The organism is Rhodococcus sp. T7 (assembly GCF_009872365.1).
Taxonomy (GTDB): Bacteria; Actinomycetota; Actinomycetes; order Mycobacteriales; family Mycobacteriaceae; genus Rhodococcus_F.
The window spans coordinates 173,196-190,790 of the sequence record NZ_WXYH01000389.1; the positions used below are offsets into that span (position 1 = coordinate 173,196).

15 protein-coding genes and 1 pseudogene are annotated in these 17,595 nt (G+C 65.8%); 15 read left to right on the forward strand and 1 reads right to left on the reverse strand.

The features are described from left to right. A partial coding sequence (locus MLGJGCBP_RS53365; RefSeq protein ID WP_160093679.1) for an SDR family NAD(P)-dependent oxidoreductase occupies positions 1-128 on the reverse strand: 128 nt, incomplete at its 3' end. A 746-nt stretch (positions 129-874) separates the two neighbouring features. On the opposite strand from MLGJGCBP_RS53365, the gene MLGJGCBP_RS44815 reads away from it, so the two are divergent. The 15 genes and pseudogenes from MLGJGCBP_RS44815 to MLGJGCBP_RS44885 all read left to right on the forward strand — a co-directional run bounded on the left by MLGJGCBP_RS44815 (position 875) and on the right by MLGJGCBP_RS44885 (position 17,595). After that, a complete protein-coding gene (locus MLGJGCBP_RS44815) occupies positions 875-1,990 on the forward strand; it encodes a Re/Si-specific NAD(P)(+) transhydrogenase subunit alpha (protein ID WP_236580852.1) in 1,116 nt (371 codons plus the stop codon). Continuing rightward, positions 1,990-2,316, forward strand: a complete 327-nt coding sequence (locus MLGJGCBP_RS44820) for an NAD(P) transhydrogenase subunit alpha (RefSeq protein WP_160093681.1) — start codon at positions 1,990-1,992, stop codon at positions 2,314-2,316. The genes MLGJGCBP_RS44815 and MLGJGCBP_RS44820 overlap by 1 nt, the downstream gene beginning before the upstream one ends. Before the next feature lie 3 nt (positions 2,317-2,319). Next, positions 2,320-3,738 (forward strand): NAD(P)(+) transhydrogenase (Re/Si-specific) subunit beta, encoded by a 1,419-nt coding sequence (locus MLGJGCBP_RS44825; protein ID WP_160093682.1) that lies wholly within the window; start codon positions 2,320-2,322, stop codon positions 3,736-3,738. A gap of 1,083 nt (positions 3,739-4,821) precedes the next feature. Beyond that, a complete protein-coding gene (locus tag MLGJGCBP_RS44830) occupies positions 4,822-5,997 on the forward strand; it encodes a thiolase family protein (RefSeq protein WP_160093683.1) in 1,176 nt (391 codons plus the stop codon). Between the two features lie 40 nt (positions 5,998-6,037). Further along, positions 6,038-7,165, forward strand: a complete 1,128-nt coding sequence (locus tag MLGJGCBP_RS44835) for a hypothetical protein (RefSeq protein WP_160093684.1) — start codon at positions 6,038-6,040, stop codon at positions 7,163-7,165. Beyond that, positions 7,165-8,343 carry a thiolase family protein gene (locus tag MLGJGCBP_RS44840; protein WP_160093685.1) on the forward strand — a complete coding sequence of 393 codons (1,179 nt, stop codon included), beginning with the start codon at positions 7,165-7,167 and terminating at the stop codon, positions 8,341-8,343. The genes MLGJGCBP_RS44835 and MLGJGCBP_RS44840 overlap by 1 nt, the downstream gene beginning before the upstream one ends. After that, positions 8,340-8,792: a Zn-ribbon domain-containing OB-fold protein gene (locus MLGJGCBP_RS44845; RefSeq protein ID WP_160093686.1), complete on the forward strand. Its 453-nt coding sequence runs from the start codon at positions 8,340-8,342 to the stop codon at positions 8,790-8,792. Before MLGJGCBP_RS44840 ends, MLGJGCBP_RS44845 begins: the two co-directional genes overlap by 4 nt. A 25-nt stretch (positions 8,793-8,817) precedes the next feature. After that, the gene (locus tag MLGJGCBP_RS44850; protein ID WP_160093687.1) at positions 8,818-10,014 is read left to right on the forward strand and encodes an acyl-CoA dehydrogenase family protein; all 1,197 of its coding nucleotides are present in this window, start codon (positions 8,818-8,820) and stop codon (positions 10,012-10,014) included. Then, positions 10,011-11,144, forward strand: coding sequence for an acyl-CoA dehydrogenase family protein (locus tag MLGJGCBP_RS44855; RefSeq protein ID WP_160093688.1), 1,134 nt, complete (start codon positions 10,011-10,013; stop codon positions 11,142-11,144). The genes MLGJGCBP_RS44850 and MLGJGCBP_RS44855 overlap by 4 nt, the downstream gene beginning before the upstream one ends. Continuing rightward, on the forward strand, positions 11,144-11,905 hold the full coding sequence (locus MLGJGCBP_RS44860) for an SDR family NAD(P)-dependent oxidoreductase (RefSeq protein WP_160093689.1): 762 nt from the start codon (positions 11,144-11,146) through the stop codon (positions 11,903-11,905). The genes MLGJGCBP_RS44855 and MLGJGCBP_RS44860 overlap by 1 nt, the downstream gene beginning before the upstream one ends. 1,313 nt (positions 11,906-13,218) lie before the next feature. Further along, a pseudogene (locus MLGJGCBP_RS44865) lies at positions 13,219-13,898 on the forward strand (enoyl-CoA hydratase/isomerase family protein). A gap of 68 nt (positions 13,899-13,966) precedes the next feature. Then, on the forward strand, positions 13,967-15,124 hold the full coding sequence (locus MLGJGCBP_RS44870) for an acyl-CoA dehydrogenase family protein (protein ID WP_201452921.1): 1,158 nt from the start codon (positions 13,967-13,969) through the stop codon (positions 15,122-15,124). A gap of 13 nt (positions 15,125-15,137) precedes the next feature. Further along, a complete protein-coding gene (locus MLGJGCBP_RS44875) occupies positions 15,138-15,584 on the forward strand; it encodes a hypothetical protein (RefSeq protein WP_160093691.1) in 447 nt (148 codons plus the stop codon). Further along, on the forward strand, positions 15,581-15,997 hold the full coding sequence (locus MLGJGCBP_RS44880; RefSeq protein ID WP_160093692.1) for a MaoC family dehydratase: 417 nt from the start codon (positions 15,581-15,583) through the stop codon (positions 15,995-15,997). Before MLGJGCBP_RS44875 ends, MLGJGCBP_RS44880 begins: the two co-directional genes overlap by 4 nt. 35 nt (positions 15,998-16,032) lie before the next feature. Further along, positions 16,033-17,595 carry an AMP-binding protein gene (locus MLGJGCBP_RS44885; RefSeq protein ID WP_236580853.1) on the forward strand — a complete coding sequence of 521 codons (1,563 nt, stop codon included), beginning with the start codon at positions 16,033-16,035 and terminating at the stop codon, positions 17,593-17,595.

Here is a 17,595-nt window from a genome sequence, read left to right on the forward strand (position 1 = left end):
GCGTCGCCGACGTCGTTGACGACCACGGACGCCCCGAGCGAGGCCAGAAGTCGGGCATGTGCGCGTCCCATTCCTGCGCCGGCCCCGGTGACGATGGCAACCTTGCCGTCAAATTGATGTGAACTCATTTCGATTTCAGTCCTCACTCTTCGAAGAATCTTGATGATGGTCGATCGGCCAACAGGCCGATGAACCGTTTCTCTCGAACGCAAATCTACGGATTCTCCGACCCACCACCTGTCCTAAGTTGCGACGGCATCCGCTACCCCACGAAATTGGGGCTGATGACGCGCCCCGCGGAGTGCCCTCCTTGGTTGGCACGAACCCTGTTCTCGGGCTCGAACGCTCGGCTTCAACCAATGCCCAGATCACCTCCGCGGCCGGGACGATCCGAGGGCCTCGAGTAGCCGAGAGCGTTCAATCCTTACGAACCCCGCCACGCAGTCCGCTCCAGCGCCACACTGCGTGAACCGGGAGCCCCGGTCAATCAGCGAGACAGTCGTCCTGCCGCGTATCGACCGGGAACTGCCGATCAACTCCGGCCACAACCTCGACACGGTCGCCGGCACCACCGATGAGCTTATGGCCGAGATCTCTTCCGCCGCAGCCGTCCGAATTCTTTCGCGAACCCCGCGGCCGGCTACTCGCGGCGCTGCGGACAGCGACATACGAGCTGACAACCAGCGATCGTGGCCGTCAACCGATCGCGCGGGCGTGGTGGTTGCACCTCGACCAGGCAGGTGCCGTCGAGACCGCTTCATTTCGCTACAACCACCGCAGCCGCGGTCCTGAAGTATCGGGCCCAACTGCCAACGCACGAGCTGAACGGCCCGCGATGACGCATCGGGCCGTGATTACGAGTAAGGACCCAGGAGTGGAGACAGCGCAGAATGTCGACCCCGGCGACAGCCGGACGCGAATCGGTGTCGTCCGTGAGACAGGTCGCGGGGAGCGTCGGGTGGCCCTGGTGCCCAAACTGATCCCGAGCTTGGTCGAGCGGGGAGTGCACGTGATCGTGGAGTCCGGAGCCGGCCTCGGAGCTTCGCTTCCGGATTCGACATATACGAAAGCCGGCGCCGTGATCGGGGATCCGTGGACGGCCGACGTAGTGCTCAAGGTTGCGCCTCCAAGCGACGCCGAGATCAGCAGAATGCTGTCGGGGCAGACTCTCATCGGTTTCCTGGCTCCCCGGAGCGACGACAACAAGGTCGATGCATTGCGCTCGGCGGGCGTGCAAGCCTTTGCGGTGGAGTCGATTCCACGGATCTCCCGCGCGCAGGTCATGGACGCACTGTCCTCGCAGGCCAATGTCGCCGGTTACAAGGCCGTCCTACTCGCCGCGTCGGAATCGACCCGATTCTTCCCCATGCTGACGACGGCGGCGGGCACGGTAAAGCCCGCGACGGTGCTGGTGCTGGGTGTGGGTGTGGCCGGATTGCAAGCCCTGGCGACGGCAAAGCGTCTGGGCGGTCGGGCCACCGGATACGACGTGCGCCCGGAGGTAGCCGACCAGGTGCGATCGGTGGGTGCGCAATGGCTCGACCTCGGCATCGACGCGGTCGGTGAGGGTGGCTACGCGCGCGAGCTCACCGACGAGGAGAAGGCCACCCAGCAGCAGGCGCTCGAGGATGCAATCACGGGCTTCGACGTGGTGATCACTACCGCGCTGGTGCCGGGACGCCCTGCGCCGCGGTTGGTGACGGCCGCGGCGGTGGAGGGCATGAAACCCGGCAGCGTGATCGTGGACCTGGCCGGGGAGACCGGCGGCAACTGCGAATTGACCGAGCCCGGCCAGACCGTTGTCAAGCACGACGTGACCATCACCTCGCCGTTGAACCTGCCCGCGACCATGCCCGAGCACGCCTCGGAGCTGTACTCCAAGAACATCGCGGCCCTGCTGGAGTTGATGTTGGTCGACGGCAAGCTTGCACCCGACTTCGGCGACCCGGTGCTCGCCGACTCCTGCGTCACCCGTGAGAGGAAAGCCTGATGTACACCGAACTGCTTGCGAACATCGCGATTCTGGTGCTGTCCGGGTTCGTTGGTTTCGCCGTGATCTCCAAAGTCCCCAACACGTTGCACACCCCGCTGATGTCCGGCACCAACGCCATTCACGGCATCGTCGTGCTCGGCGCTCTGGTCACGCTGGGCAAGATGGAAACCCCCTCGATCGGCGTCCAGGTCATTCTGTTCGTCGCGTTGGTTTTCGGAACCCTGAACGTGGTCGGTGGTTTCGTGGTCACTGACCGCATGCTCGGGATGTTCAAAGACAAGAAGCCGGTCGCGGCTGACGCGTCGGGGAAGGTAAGGGAGTAGGCCATGGACTATTTCGTCAACATCCTCTATATCATCGCCTTTTCCCTGTTCATACACGGCCTGATGGGTTTGACCGGGCCGAGGACCGCGGTGCGCGGAAACTGGATCGCCGCGATCGGTATGGGCATCGCCGTGATCGCGACCTTCATTGCGGTCCGCGAGACCAGTAACTGGGTCCTGATCATCGGCGGGCTGGCGCTGGGTGTCGTGCTGGGCGTGCCACCCGCGCGCTACACGAAAATGACCGCGATGCCGCAACTGGTGGCCGCGTTCAACGGCGTCGGCGGCGGCACAGTCGCATTGATCGCGTGGGCGGAATTCCTCGACACCACAGGATTTTCCGCGTTCGAGCACGGTGAGGAGCCAACCGTGCACATCATCGCCGGATCCTTGTTCGCCGCGATCGTCGGTTCGGTCTCGTTCTGGGGCTCGCTGATCGCGTTCGGCAAGCTGCAGGAGATCCTTCCCGGCAAACCGATCGGGGTCGGAAAGATGCAGCAGCCGCTGAACATGCTGCTGCTGATCGTCGCGGCCGCGGCCGCGGTGGTGATCGGTGTCGGCGCCGCCGACGGTGGTGCGCCCTGGTGGTGGATGGTGCTGCTGCTGATCGCCGCCGGTGTCCTCGGCCTGATGGTCGTGCTGCCGATCGGCGGCGCGGACATGCCGGTGGTCATCTCGCTGCTCAACGCGCTGACCGGGCTGTCCGCCGCAGCTGCCGGTCTGGCGCTGAATAACACTGCGATGATCGTCGCGGGCATGATCGTCGGGGCATCCGGCACGATCCTGACCAACCTGATGGCCAAGGCGATGAACCGATCCATCCCGGCCATCGTCGCCGGTGGCTTCGGCGGCGGCGGTGCGGCCGTCGGCGGCGCCGGCAGCGACCAGAAGCAGGCCAAGGCGACCTCCGCCGCGGACGCCGCAATCCAGATGGCGTATGCCAACCAGGTAATCGTCGTCCCCGGCTACGGCATGGCGGTCGCGCAAGCGCAGCACGCGGTCAAGGAGATGGCCGCTTTGCTGGAGGCCAAGGGGGTGGAAGTCAAATACGCCATCCACCCGGTCGCCGGCCGTATGCCCGGCCACATGAACGTGCTGCTGGCAGAGGCCGAGGTCTCCTACGACGCACTCAAGGAAATGGACGACGTCAACGGCGAATTCAACCGCACCGACGTCGCCCTGGTGATCGGCGCCAACGATGTCACCAACCCGTCCGCCCGCGAAGACGCCTCCAGCCCCATCTACGGCATGCCCGTGCTCAACGTCGACCAAGCCAAATCGGTGATCGTGCTCAAACGCTCGATGAACAGTGGCTTCGCGGGCATCGACAATCCGCTGTTCTACGCCGACCACACATCGATGCTGTTCGGCGACGCCAAGAAGTCGGTCGGAACAGTGACCGAGGAACTCAAGGCACTTTGACCCCCACCGCTGAACCGGTGAGGCGGACCAGCAGCTGGGATCACCCGTTCCGGCAATCGTCCGGCCATTCGGCACGGCGGTGCGGTGTTCCCGCTGGCGGGCGCAGTATGGAGTAGGTCCGCCGCCATCGGCATCGGCGATCGAGCATGGTGAAACCGAGTTCGGCATGTACGTTCGGGAGGAACCTGGCCGGAACTCGGTGGGCCGTCCCGGGCCCTCGACCGCCGTCGCCCGGTACCACGACGAAACCCACCGGCCTGACCTGATGCCCCACACCATGGAATCTCTACGGCTTCGGCGGTGAAGTCGCGGCACACCAGGCTCGGTATTGCCGGCGCCGTTTGATCAGCGGTAGTGCGTGTAATGCGCCGCGGATGCCGGCCCACGACCCCCATGGACCTGCATCAGCCGAGTCACCCGCCGTCAGTTGATCGCCCCGGACGCGCAGTGCGGCACACACGCGCCGCACGGGGTCCGCGGTGCTCGGTAGGAATCGGCCGGATCTCAGCCAGCGCCTGCGCCGGCTCGACGTAGCGGTCGGCTCGCACGACCGACGTGGCCGGGGTGCCGCTGATAACGATACGGGAGGTACCAGTACGCGGCACAGCGCCGAACACCGAACTCGGCGCGATGGACGGAGATGAAAATCCCGGCCGCGGGTCGTCAGTTCACCTCCTTGGTGAAGTCGCCGATGCCGACGTGGTCGAGCGACGGCCGGAACCGGCCTCCCCGCAGAAGCTCGCAGTCGAGCTGCCATTCCTTCTCCGCAATGCGGAGTCGGCATGTCCGCCCGCAGTCCAGCGCGGCCCGTAAGTCCAGTTGCCGGCCGAGGCACGAAGGCGCGAGCCCACCCGAAAACCTTGCTCACCGAGAGTTCAGGGCGTCTTCCGAACGGGTGGTCGAGCGTGCAGCATCCCCACATCCGGCGGCCGGACCGCAGGCAGTGTGCCGGTTTCTCCTGTAGCACCTTGCGACATGTCGCGGCGGTCGATTCGTCCTAGATTCGAAGGACCGGATGTCGGGCTGTCGGATTCCACGATCGGCCCGGGTCCGTCGAATCCGATATCTGGGAGAGGTGGCCACATGAGGTCGGCAGTCATCGTCGACGTTGTCCGTACAGCGTCAGGTCGGGGTAAGCCGGGGGGAGCACTCTCGGGTGTGCACCCGGTCCGGCTCCTCGCCGACACGCTACAGGCGCTATTGGCCCGCACGGATATCGACCCGGCACAGATCGACGATGTGATCGCGGGTTGCGTGCAGCAGGTCGGCGAACAGACGAACAACATCGCGCGCAGTGCCGTGCTCGCCGCGGGATGGCCGGAGTCGGTTCCGGGGACCACGGTCGACCGGCAGTGCGGTTCCAGTCAGCAGGCGGTGCACTTCGCGGCGCAGGGCGTCATGGCAGGTGCTTATGACATCGTGGTGGCCTGCGGCGTCGAGTCGATGAGTCGACTGCCGATGGGTACCAGCTCGATCGGGCAAGACCCGGTTGAACCGTTGACGGATCGGTATCCCGACGGGCTGGTCAATCAGGGTGTGGCGGCCGAGCTGATCGCCGGTCGGTGGAAGCTCGACCGGGAAAGCCTCGACGTCTACTCGGCACGCTCGCACCAGCGTGCGGCGGCGATCGCCGCGGCGGGCGGGTTCGCGAACGAGATTGTCCCGATCACGGTAGGCGGGCAGATGCACGCTACCGACCAGACGCTGCGGGCGAACACCACCGCAGAGGGCCTGGCCGGGTTGAAGCCGTCGTTCGCCGACGAGACCCTCGCCGAACGGTTCTCCGAGATCAATTGGAGTATCACACCGGGCAATTCGTCGCCGCTCACCGACGGTGCCTCGGCCGCACTGATCATGAGCGAGGAGCGGGCGGCGCAACTGGGCCTGCGTCCCCGGGCGCGCTTCCACGAATTCGCTGTCGCCGGAGACGATCCCCTGATCATGCTGACCGGCGTGATCCCCGCGACGCACAAGGTCCTGGAACGTGCCGGGTTGTCGATCGGCGACATCGACGCATACGAAGTCAACGAGGCGTTCGCCCCCGTGCCGCTGGCGTGGCAGCACGAATTCCAGGCCGACCCGGACAAGCTCAACCCGCGTGGCGGCGCCATCGCCCTCGGACACGCACTCGGTGCGTCCGGCGTGCGCCTGCTGGCCACCCTGGTGAACCACCTCGAGGCCACCGGTGCGCGGTACGGCCTGCAGACCATGTGCGAGGGCGGCGGCCTGGCCAACGCGACGATCATCGAAAGACTCTGATGCCCAAGATAATCAAGACCTATTGTCCTCAGGAGGCGATATGACTGGACTCAACCCGTCCCCAGCCGTACGCGACCCGATCCCGGTCCTCGGCATCGCCGCGACTCCGCTGGTCTCCGAAAGCGATGCGGTTCTCGACGAATTGGTATTCGACGCCGTGTCCAATGCCCTGCAGGAGGCAGGGATCCGAAAGCACGAACTCGGGCTCTCGGTGACCGCCTCGCTGGATGTCTACGACGGGCGCAGCATCTCGAGCGGCCTCACCAATGCCGCCGCCGGTGGCTACTTGTCCCAGTCGTATCGCCTGGAGGGCGACGCCGGGCAGGCTATCATCGCCGCCGCGCAGACGATCGCGGCGGGCGACGCGGATCTGGCGCTCGCCGTGGGCGTGTACAACCCTGAGGTGTCGGCGCCGGATCGGCGGCAGTTCCTGCAGCAAATCTCAAACCTCGGCTTCGAACCCCACTTCGATCGACCGGTCGGGCTCACCGCGGAGACGATGTTCGGGCTGCACGCCGGATATGTCGTCGACTCCGGCGAGCTGACCGAGGAGCAGCTCGCGGCGATCACTTCCGCGGCGATCACTCGGGGGGCCCGCCGCGCCCGAGCGGCCCGGACGACACCGGTCAGCGCTGCCGACGTGCAGTCGTCCGCACCGGTGAACGGTGTGCTGCGTGAACTCATGCTGCCAGCCGAGTGCACGGGCGCCATCGCAGTCGTGCTGGGATCGCTGGCGCGTGCGCGCCGGGCGCGGCATCCGCGTGCCGTGCTCACCGGATGGGGCCAGGCGACCGGTGACACCACCGCCGGCGGCCACTGGCTCGACGATCCCGCGGCCCCCGCTCGACGGGCCGCGCAGGAGGCCTACGAACGCGCCGGATTGGACCAGCCAGTCGATCAGGTGCAGGCGGTCGAGCTCACCGCCGCGACCCCGGCTCTGCTCGCTCCGACACTCGACGCGCTCGGCCTGGCCAAGAGCAATGCCGAGATATCACCGTCGGGTGGCGCAAGTAGCGCTTACCCGGGTGTCGCCAATGGCGCACTTCGGTTCCTCGAAGCGGTGTCATGGCTGGAAGAGCACGGCGGACGAGCCGTCTCGCACTCCACCGATCTGCTCACCGGACCCGTCGCAGAAACCGCGACCGTCCTCGTCGTCGAGGAGGTGTGATGGCCACACAGGCATTCATCGCGGGCGTAGGTCTTACCCGCGCCACATCGCCGCGCAAGCAGGAGAAGTCCTCACTCGAGCTCGTGCAGGAGGCCGTATGGTCGGCGCTCGAGCATTCCGGCGCCTCGCCATCCTCGCTGGACGGCATCGTGATCGGCAATATCGACGGCTTCGAGGGCACCGTCCTCGGCGCCAAGCACGTAGTCCGCAGGCTCGGCCTGGGAACCGACCTGCCCGTGTCGATCCTCAACACCGGCGGCACCACCGGCGGCAACCTCATGCAGGTCGCCGCACGCCAGGTCCGGTCCGGCGACCGGCGGAGGGTGCTGTGCGTCGGTGGCCCGACGTTCTTCGGTGCCGAGGACCTGCAGTCGGCGATCAACACCAACTCGCCCATGATCGTCGAACAGCCACTGGGCATGGGCGCCTACCATATGGGCGCGTTCTACCCGAGCGCCTACCAGCAGCGATACGGGACAACCGTCGAGGATTTCGCGGTGAGCGTCGTCCAGGCCCACGAACACGCCTCACGCAATCCGTACGCGCATCTGCGGAATACGCTCACCGCCGAGGAGGTGGTTGACGCGAAACCGTTGTCGTATCCGATGACGATGGCGATGGTCTGCCCGGTCTCCACATCGGCCAACGCACTGCTCGTGACCAACGAGGAGAGCACCAACGAGCTGCGGCCTACCCCGGTGCTCATCCGCGCAATGGCGACATCCAGTGACCCCTACCTGGGGGGCGGCAAGAACGACTTCGCCGCCATGGAGAACCTCGCGATCCTGGCGCACAAGGTCTATCAGACCGCCAACATTCGAAATCCCCGCGACGAGATCGACGTCATCGAACTCTTCTCACCCTATGCGCCGATGCAGCCCATGCAGTTGGAAGCGCTCGGATTCGCCCAACCGGGGAGCGGCGTCGACCTGCTCCGGTCCGGTGCGACGGGCGTTGATGGAGACCTCCCGGTCAACCTTTCGGGCGGACCGCTGTGCACCAATGCCGGAGTGGCCGGCGAGCTGGCGCCCTACGTCTACATCGCCCTACAACTCATGGGCGACGCGCCGGAGGAAATGCAGGTGCCCGGAGCGCGACGCGGTCTCGCGCACGGCACGGGGGGCACCTTCTTCCAATTCGAGAACCTTGCCATCCTCGAGAGACAGGAGCGCTCGTGAGCATCACGACGCAGCGGGTCCATTGGGACTTGAACTACGATATCCACCTGGGCGCGACCTGGGGCCGCTTCATGGCGGGACTGACGGAGAAGAAGATCCTGGCCAACCGCTGCCCGGACTGTTCGCGGGTGTTCGTCCCACCGCAGGCCTACTGTGAGTCCTGCTTCGTCCGTACCGATGAGTGGCTCGAACTGCCACCCGAAGGGACCGTCGAAGCATTCACCGTGGCCTGGCAGAGCTTCCGCGGGGGTCCCACCCCGCCGTACGCCATCGCCGGCATTCGGCTCGACGGCGCGAGCACCATGCTCATGCACTACGTGCGCGGTGTCGACCTGTCGGATCCGAACACCATTCGTGCGCAACTACCGCCGGGCACCCGGGTGCGGGCCATGTGGGCGGAGGAACGCACCGGCCAGATCCTCGACATCTCGCATTTTGCGCCGATCTGAACGGTTTCTGGAGGAAAGAGGACTCGTGAGCACAAGTAGCGCTTCCCACGCTCAAGGACTCGCCGCACGTGTGCGCGAATTCCTGCGCGCGCACGACCCGGTCACAACGGACCGGAAGGAATTCCTGCGGGCTCGCTTCGATGCCGGGCTCGCCTGGGTGCACTACCCGGAAGGCCTGGGCGGACTCGGACTGGATCCGAGTCTGCAGCCCGAGGTCGACACGCTGTTTATGGAAGCCGGAGCACCCCACAACCGGCCGGAACTGAACTTCATCGGCCTCAATCTCGCCGCGCCGACCATTCTGCGCTTCGGTACGCCGCAGCAGCAGCAGCGGTGGCTTCGCCCGCTGTGGACCGGTGAAGAACCGTGGTGCCAGCTCTTCAGTGAGCCGGGGGCGGGGTCCGACCTGGCCAATGTGGGCACGAGCGCGAAACGCGACGGCGATGGCTGGGTTGTCAACGGTCAGAAGGTCTGGACCTCGCTCGCCCACCAGGCCGACTGGGCGATCCTGCTCGCCCGGACCGACCCGGAGGAGCCGAAGCACCAGGGACTGTCGTTCTTCATATGCGACATGCACGACCCCGGAGTTGACGTCCGGCCGTTGCGGCAGATCACCGGCGAAAGCGAGTTCAACGAGGTCTATCTCGACAATGTCCGCATTGCTGGTGACCAGCTGCTCGGTGCGATCGGCCAGGGTTGGGCGGTCGCCAGTCACACGTTGATGAACGAGCGCGTCGCGATCGGTGCGGGCACGATCCCGCGGGAAAGCGGCGCGATCGGAGAGTTGGTCAAGGTCTGGCGGACCCGCCCGGAACTACGTCGAGCCGGTGTGCACGACCAGGTTGTCCGGCTATGGGTGGAATCCGAAGCGGCCCGGTTGACCGCAGAAAGGTTGCGCCAGCAGCAGGCAGCGGGCTTGCCGGGCCCAGAAGGTTCTGGGGCGAAGCTGACCCATTCTCGGCTGAATCAGCAGATCTCGTCCCTGGAACTGGAACTTCTGGGTGCGGAGGGCCTTCGGTACACCGATTACACCGCCCGACGACCCGTCATCCTGGCTCATTCCCAGAGCCCGGCCGGCTGGCGATTCCTGCGTGCGAAGGGCAACTCGATCGAGGGCGGAACCTCGGAGATCATGCGCAACATCATCGCCGAGCGAGTGCTCGCACTGCCCGCCGAGCCTCGGGCCGACAAGGCCATTCCCTGGAAGGATCTGCCGCGATGACCGACAGCACGAACCCGACGCCGCCGACCGGCGATCTGCTCTACTCGGAGATCGAGGAGGACTTGCGGGCCAGCGTCCGGTCCCTGCTCGACAAGCGCAGCCCCTGGGACACCGTGCTGGCCCGCACCGAAACGGACACGACGACGGACCTGGAACTGTGGAAAGTTCTGACGGTCGAGATCGGGTGTGCTGCATTGGCTGTGCCGGAGGACGCCGGTGGCGCGGGTGCGAGCTGGCGCGAAGCCGCGGTCGTCGCCGAAGAACTCGGACGGGCTGTCGCGCCGGTTCCCTTTCTCGGTTCCGCCGGTATCGCGCCGGCGTTACTGCTCGAGCTCAACCAGTCCGACCTGGTCGGTGCTGCGGCGAGCGGCGCGCTCGTCGCGGCGGTGGCGCTCCCGTTCAGCACCGCGCCGGACGATTCGCCGGCCGGTGTGCAGACCCGGGACGGTAAGCTGTACGGCAGCGTCACCTCGGTCGCCGACGCCGCGGCCGCCGATATCTTCCTCGTCCCCGCGGGCGACGCCGTCTATCGGGTTGCAGCCGATGCGGCCGGACTACGGCGCACCGAGGTGGTGTCGCTGGATATGACGCGTCCGCTGGTGGACCTGGTGTTCGACGGTGCGGAGGGGGACCTTCTCGCGCAGGGTGTGCATGTCCCCGCGGCGGTGGGCGTGGCGCTGCGGATCGGTGCGGTACTGCTGGCCTCGGAGCAGTTGGGAATGGCCGAGCGCTGCTTCGAGATGGCGGTCGATTACGTGCAGATGCGCCGCCAGTTCGGCCGCATCGTGGGCTCCTATCAGGCGGTCAAACATCGACTTGCGGATTTGTGGGTACTGCTCACGCAGGCGCGGGCGGTGGCCCGCTACGCGGCCGAGTGCGCCGCGACCGGTTCACCGGATCTGGCAGTGGCGGCGGCGCTGGCGCAGGCACACTGTTCGGTCATCGCCCAACAGGTTGCCGAGGAATGCGTGCAATTGCACGGCGGAATCGGGTTCACCTGGGAGCATCCAGCCCATCTGTACCTCAAGCGGGCCAAGAGCAGTGCGATCGCCCTGGGCACGCCCGAGCGTCACCGTGAGGCTCTCGCCGAACTGGTGCGCATCCCGACTCCCACGGTGAAGGCACATTGATGAGCGAGGGCAAACTGGCCGGTCGTACGGCCGTCGTCACCGGGGGCAACAGCGGTATCGGCCACGCCATGGCGGTGGGCCTGGCGCGCGCAGGCGCCGATGTCGCCGTGTGGGCCCGCAACGTCGATCGGAGTGCTTCGGTAGTCGACGAAATTCGTGCTCTCGGCGTGAAAGCTACAGCGGTGCAGTGTGATATCGCGGACGAACTGTCCGTGGAGGCTGCGATGGACAGAACCGTCGAGGAGCTCGGTCCGCTCGACTGTTTGGTGGCAAATGCGGGTATCGCCGAGGCTGCACCGATCACCGAGATGTCCCTCGACACTTGGCATCGGGTCTTGCGCACCAATCTCGACGGCGGTTTCCTTTGTGGCCGTGCCGCAGCGCGGCGGTTTGTCGAGCAGGGCACGGGCGGTTCGATCATCGTCGTCTCGTCGACGATCAGTCGTTACGGCGGAGTCGGCCAGGCCGCCTACGCCACCAGTAAGACCGGCCTGATCGGACTTGCGCGCACCCTTGCGGTGGAACTGGCCCGCCACCAGGTCCGGTGCAACGTACTGATTCCGGGCTGGACCAGAACGGCAATGAACACCGATCTGCAGGCGGACGACCGGTTCATGCAGGTGACCACGGCGCGCACACCGGCGCGCCGTTGGGCCGCTCCCGAAGAGTTCTACGAAGTCGCAGCGTTTCTCGCGGACCCCTCGTTGACCTTCCACACCGGCAACGAGATCGTCGTCGACGGCGGCTACACGATCTTCTAGTGCGGACTGGCCGCTCCGCTACAGGGCCGCCCTCGGGACCGAGCAGATGCGTAGTAGCGTGACCGACCGGGCACGAGCAGCATGGTGACGCCACCATCGTAATGACGAGGAGGGCGCTCGGCCGAAAGCTGGCCGAGCGCCCTCCTCGTTTCGCAAACCCTCATCCTTGCAACCCGCCATGGACGGCCTCGACGCTCGTGTCGGCGAATGGCATTCGGATGTCGACACCATCGCAATAACCCGCCGTCGACGATATTCCCGAGTCCATTCGGTCCATCCCGGGATGATCGATACCCCGCAAATTAGAATTAGTCCGCTCGGCGCCCGAGTCTGAGGAGACCCTCGCCACGCCCACACCGCTGGGGCCGAGTCCGGGATCTACCTCCACGATCAGCTGGCCTGCATCGTCACCAAGTGCTCGAGCAGAGTAGGCCGACGCCGGAAAGTCGATATTTCGGGCTCCCCATGACTGATCGGGACCCCACCCTTCTCCTCTGGCGGATGCCTCCGACGAGCAGCTCCGTCGGTGGCTCGACCGGAACAACATCGCCCCTCGGTATCGGTCAACGCGACGGCCATCGGTACCTTCAGTCCGATCTGCCTGTCGTGGTCCACGCGCCGCCCGGTGGCGGTGTCGACGACGGCACCGGTCACCGTGGTCGTGTGGCAGAACGAGTACGAGTACGAGCACGTCCACTCGACGACCACGAGGGCAACCGGTTGGTGCCGATCACCGGTGAACCGGGCACCGGTACGCCGGCGACCGCACGAGATGGCTGGTGATGCCCAGTGCAGGGGATCTATGGCCTCGAGGACTCTGCGGAAGGCGCCGAGCGGTGCCTGTCGCGACTGGACGACATGCTGACCGCCGCGACGCCCGGTTCGGTGCTGGTGACTCGGCCCGCCGACGACCTCGACGGCGGTAACGGGGCCCACCCAGCGGCCTCGAGCTGTCAAGGCGACGACGATCGCTGCGATGGGTGAACCAGGGCGGGGTACGAGAACCGTGCCGACACGTCGGTATCGCCCGGTCGACGCTGTATCGCAAGGTCCGTGCTCTCGGCATCGACCTGTTCACGAAGGCATTCTCGGGCCACGCGAATGTTCCAGGATGCGACATCGAATGTCGGTTCAGCGCAGCTACGTTGGTGGTGGCAGAGGAGGAGGTGGGGCCGGTGCCGGCCAGTGAAAACGGAGCAGTTATTCAAACGGGGACCGCGGTAACGGATGGGGACCTCAGCTATTCGGTCGACGGTCCGCTCGCGGTGATCACCTTGAACCGGCCTCGCGCGCACAATGCGTTCACGGTCCTCATGGCCCGTCGTCTAGCCGAAGCGGCGGATGCGGCCCGGCGCGACGAGGCCGTGCATGTTGTGATCGTGACCGGTGCGGGCGAAAAGGCGTTCAGCGCCGGCGGTGACCTCGGTGAGCTGATTCCCCGGCTCACCAGGGGCGAACTAGATATTCTCATCCCGGATCCATCGAAACGGTACTTCTCCGACGTCTTCAAGCCGGTGATCGCCGCTGTCAACGGCATCTGTGGGGGGGCGGGCTGGAAATCCTGCTCGGAACCGACATCCGCATTGCCGCGGACCACGCGGTGTTCGGTGTGCCGGAGGTCCGTTGGGGCTTGGTTCCCGGGGGTGGCACCCATGTGCGGCTACCACAGCAGGTGCCGTGGGCGATGGCGAGGCAGCTGCTGTTGACCGGCGACCACATCGACGCGCATCGAGACGCGGCATGCGGACTGGTGAATGAAGTCGTCCCGAGAGGTCAAGCATTACCGCGCGCGATTGAAGTGGCGACGCGAATGGCGACGAACGGTCCGGTCGCGGTTCGTGCCGCCAAGGAGATCGCGGTGCGCGCGCACGGCAACGAACCGCGATTTGCACTGGAATTCGCACTCAACGAACGGGTCGTGCGCAACGACGACGCAAAGGAGGGTCCGCGCGCCTTCATGGAGAAGCGCACCCCTCACTACCGCAACCGGTGACGCGGCCCTCCGCGTGTGTCCACGGAAACTGGAAGGAACTGAAACCGATGACCACCCACAACCTCTGCCTGCCCTTGCGGCCTAGTGACGAGGAAAAAGAGCTACGTACTACCGTCGCCCAGATCGTCGGCAAGTTCGGTCACGAGTACTATCAAGCCAAGGCGGCGACCGGCGAACCCATGGCCGAGCTGTGGGAACAACTGGGCCGCGGCGGATACCTGGGGATCAGCATCCCCGAGGAATACGGGGGCGGCGGCGCGGGACTGACCGAGCTCGCCATCGTGCTCGAAGAGCTGTCCGCAGGCGGCTGCCCCGAACTGGCGATGGTCCTGTCTCAGGGAATTGCCGGCAGCGTGCTGCCCCGACACGGCACCGAGGATCAGAAACGCCGCTACCTTCCCGGAATCGCCAGCGGCGAAGAAAAATTCGTGTTCGCCCTGACGGAGCCGGACGCCGGTTCGAACTCGCACAACGTGTCCACCTGGGCCAAGCGCGACGGTGACGACTGGATCGTCCGCGGCACCAAGTACTACATCTCGGGGGTCGACCACTGTGACCACTTCCTGCTGGTGGCGCGCACCGGCACCGACGAAGTCACGGGGCGGGGCCGGCTCACCTTGTTCGTCGTCGATGATCCCGATACCCGGGGGCTCAGTCGCCAGCTCATCTCGACGGCACTCGGGGCTCCCGAACGTCAGTTCACAATGTTCTTCGACGACGTCCGGCTGCCCGCTGAGGCTGTCGTCGGTGAAGTCGACAACGGGCTCTCTGCGTTGTTCGACGGACTGAACCCGGAGCGGGTGCTCAGCGCCGTCATCTGCCTCGGAGTCGGACGCTACGCGATCAACAAGGCCGTCGGCTACGTCAACGAACGCAACGTCTGGGGTGTCCCGGTCGGCACATATCAGGGTGTCCAGCACCCGCTCGCCGAGGCGGCCATCGAGCTGACCGGCGCTGCCGCGATGGTCTGGCGAGCCGCCGCTGAGTTCGATGCGGGCCTGTCGGCGGGCGAGACCGCGAATATGGCTAAGTTCCTGGCCTCGCGCGCCGGCTACAAGGCACTGGATACCGCGATCCAAATGCATGGCGGCAATGGCATGTCCCACGAGTACGGGCTCGCGGATCTGTGGGGCATCGTGCGGCTGCAACAGGTGGCGCCGGTGTCGACGCAAATGGTGCTCAACCACATCGCGCAACACACGCTCGGGCTGCCGAGATCGTACTGAGGAGCGGCAAACAATGACAGTGACAACCGACGAGCTACACAAGCTCGAGGGAACACGGCTTCGGGGCGGCGAGATCGTGATCGAGCCGCACGAGAACACGATCCTGCAGCACGCCGTCCGCGCGCCTCAGGCCGAACCCGGCATCGCCCATCCGATGTGGTTTGTTGTGATCTCGTTGCGCTGCTTGGGTATCAGCGTTGACGAGCTGTGCGAGCTGGCTGGCAAGTCCGAGGACGATACGCTCCTGTTCGGGAACTGCGAGATCGACCAGCAGACACCGCTGCGCATCGGCGGGCGCTACCGCGTGGACGCGGTCGTTGCCGCGACCGGGTCACGGACGAGTCGTGATGGTTCCCGACTCGACAATATGGACGTGCGTATCGAGATTCTCGACGACTCCGGCGGTTACGCGGGCGCGGTGACCAGCGTCTACCTATTCAAACGCGGAGGAAAGCAGTGACTGTCACCGAGAATGTCCGTGTCGGAACTCGACTGCCCGAGCGCCGAATCACCGCGGTGAGTGCGGATCACATCAAGATGGTCGCGCTCGTGCTGCGGGATTCGAATCCGATTCATTTCGACCTCGACGCGGTCGCACGCGCCGGCCTCGGCGACCGTGAGATCAACCAGGGAGGCGCGACAATGGCCTACGTGCTGGATCTGCTCACCGAATGGGCAGGCTCGCGTGGCGCCCTGCGGCGCGTATCCTGTTCATTCCGCGCCAACGTCTTCGCCGGCGACGATGTCCTCGTCGGAGGTGAGGTGACCGCGGTGAGGGAGGAGGGCGCCGGCCGATTCGTTGACTGCGCCGTATGGGCTGATGCGGACGGACGCCGCGCCATCGCGGGCACTGCGACTGTCGTGCTGAGGTGACCCAAGACATGGCACGCGCAGAAAGGAATCCGGTCGTGAGAGCACCGGACGACTTCCACCCGGTCCAGATCATCCGCGATCTCGCTCGCACTCATCCGGACAGCATCGCGCTCCGCTACCGGGATTCGATCATCGCCTTCGCCGAGCTGGACGCCCGGGCCAGTCGGGTCGGCCGTGCGCTGTTACAGTCGGGCGTCACCGGCGGTCAGCGTGTCGGATACCTCGGTCGCAACTGGCCGGAGTTCTTCGAGATCCTGTTCGGGTGCGCCAAGATCGGGGCGGTGCTGGCGCCGCTGAATTGGCGACTGACCACAGCGGATCTCGCAGAACTGGTCTCGGACGCCGACACCCGAATTGTGTTGACCGACAGGGAGTTCATGGACGCGGCACCGCCCGATGTGACTCGGTTGACGATCGGCGAGGACTACGAGGCGTGGCGTGATGCCGAAGACTCGGTCGACCCAGGCGTCGTCAGCGGTCCGGACGACGCCTTCATTCAGTTCTACACATCGGGCACCACTGGACTGCCCAAGGCGGTGGTGATCACCAATAGCAACCTCGCCCATCTGTTCCAGGCGGCCGCGCGCTGGCGGGTCGACTCCGATTCGGTGGTGTCCGTCGTCATGCCGCTGTTCCATATGGGCGGATCGGCGTGGGCGTTCGTCGCGCTGTTCCGTGGGGCACAGTGCGTTCTCGTTCCTGATTTCGATGCGCCGGCCCTGGTCGCGGATCTCGGACGGCTGAAGATCACGAATGTGCTGGTCGCACCGGCGATGCTGCAGATGATGGTCGATGTCCCCGGCGCCGGAGAAGCGGACTTCTCGGCGCTGCGCTCGATCGTCTACGGTGCATCCCCGATCTCACTGCCACTACTGCATCGCGTTCGGGACTGCTTCGATGTGCCGTTGATTCAAGTGTTCGGACTGACCGAAACCTGCGGCGCGATAGCCCAACTGGACCCCGACGACCACCGCGGTGAACTGCTGGCTTCCGTCGGAAAACCGTACCCGTGGGTAGAGGTCGAAATTCGAGATCCCTCGACCGAACTGCAGCTGCCCGCAGGTCGGGACGGGGAAATCTGGGTTCGCTCGGCCCAATGCAGCAAGGGGTACTGGCGGCGTCCAGAGGAGACAGCCGAACTACGAAACGCGGAAGGCTGGCTGCGCACCGGCGACGTGGGCCGCCTCGATAACGCGGGATACCTCTTCATCACCGACCGGCTCAAGGACATGATCATCACCGGGGGAGAGAACGTCTACCCCGCCGACGTGGAGCGGGTGCTCGTCACCCACCCGCAGGTCGCCGAGGTCGCCGTGATCGGTGTCCCCGACCGGACATGGGGCGAAGCCGTGACGGCAATCGTCGTACCCCGGAAAGCGGCGCAGGTGAATGAGGCGACGTTGATCACCTGGCTGCGCCCGCGGATAGCCGGCTTCCGGCGCCCCCGACGGGTCGTGTTCGTCGATACCCTGCCACGTAATCCGTCCGGCAAGGTGCTCAAGGGTGAGCTGCGCCGGTTGATCCCGGGACCGGCTGCGGCGACGGAAGACAGACCGACCGCCGGTGGACACGGTCGACACGAAGCAGTCTCCCAATGA